This is a genomic window from Escherichia sp. AM3, from assembly GCF_032029835.1.
In the GTDB taxonomy this organism is placed as follows: Bacteria; Pseudomonadota; Gammaproteobacteria; order Enterobacterales; family Enterobacteriaceae; genus Escherichia; species Escherichia coli.
In genome coordinates, this window is the sequence record NZ_JAVUPQ010000546.1 from 1 (window position 1) to 488 (window position 488).

Below are 488 nucleotides of genomic sequence, written 5' to 3' on the forward strand. Positions count from 1 at the left end.
GGCTGAAGGTGTTCTGTCTACGCCCTTAACCCCCAGATTTTCTAACTGCCACTCATTTCTGTGAACCGTTTTCCAGCCATGCTGAACACCATTTTTATCGAGCGCCGGGATTTTTACTTCTTTCTGACCAAGTTTCTTCAGTCTGACAAGATCACCTGCTTTAACGCTTTCCCGCGAACATAAGTCCCCAAAATCAGCCCCCCAGTATGTTTTCTCAACCCCCTTGTTAAGAGTCTTTAGCTTTATAAAATGTTGCTTAGACTTTGTTTTATCGTTCTGATAATGGTCATAGCCAATATCAACAACCTCATAAACACCTTTCTGTCTTTTTGGTGCTGTATTATGTGCATCTTTAACAGACTGATTAAGTCCATGCTGTTGCTTATGGGTCGCTTTAACGTCATAACCTTTTAACTTCAACTCTTCACAAAAACCTGTTCGTGGTTGGGGTGGGTGGTGTTGGGGGGTTTCAGCGCGTTTAACGTCAT

General features: G+C 42.8%; 1 pseudogene. It reads right to left on the bottom strand.

What is annotated here, in order from left to right:
- Positions 1-488: pseudogene (locus RTW80_RS27145) on the bottom strand (spore coat protein CotH); the annotation flags it as partial.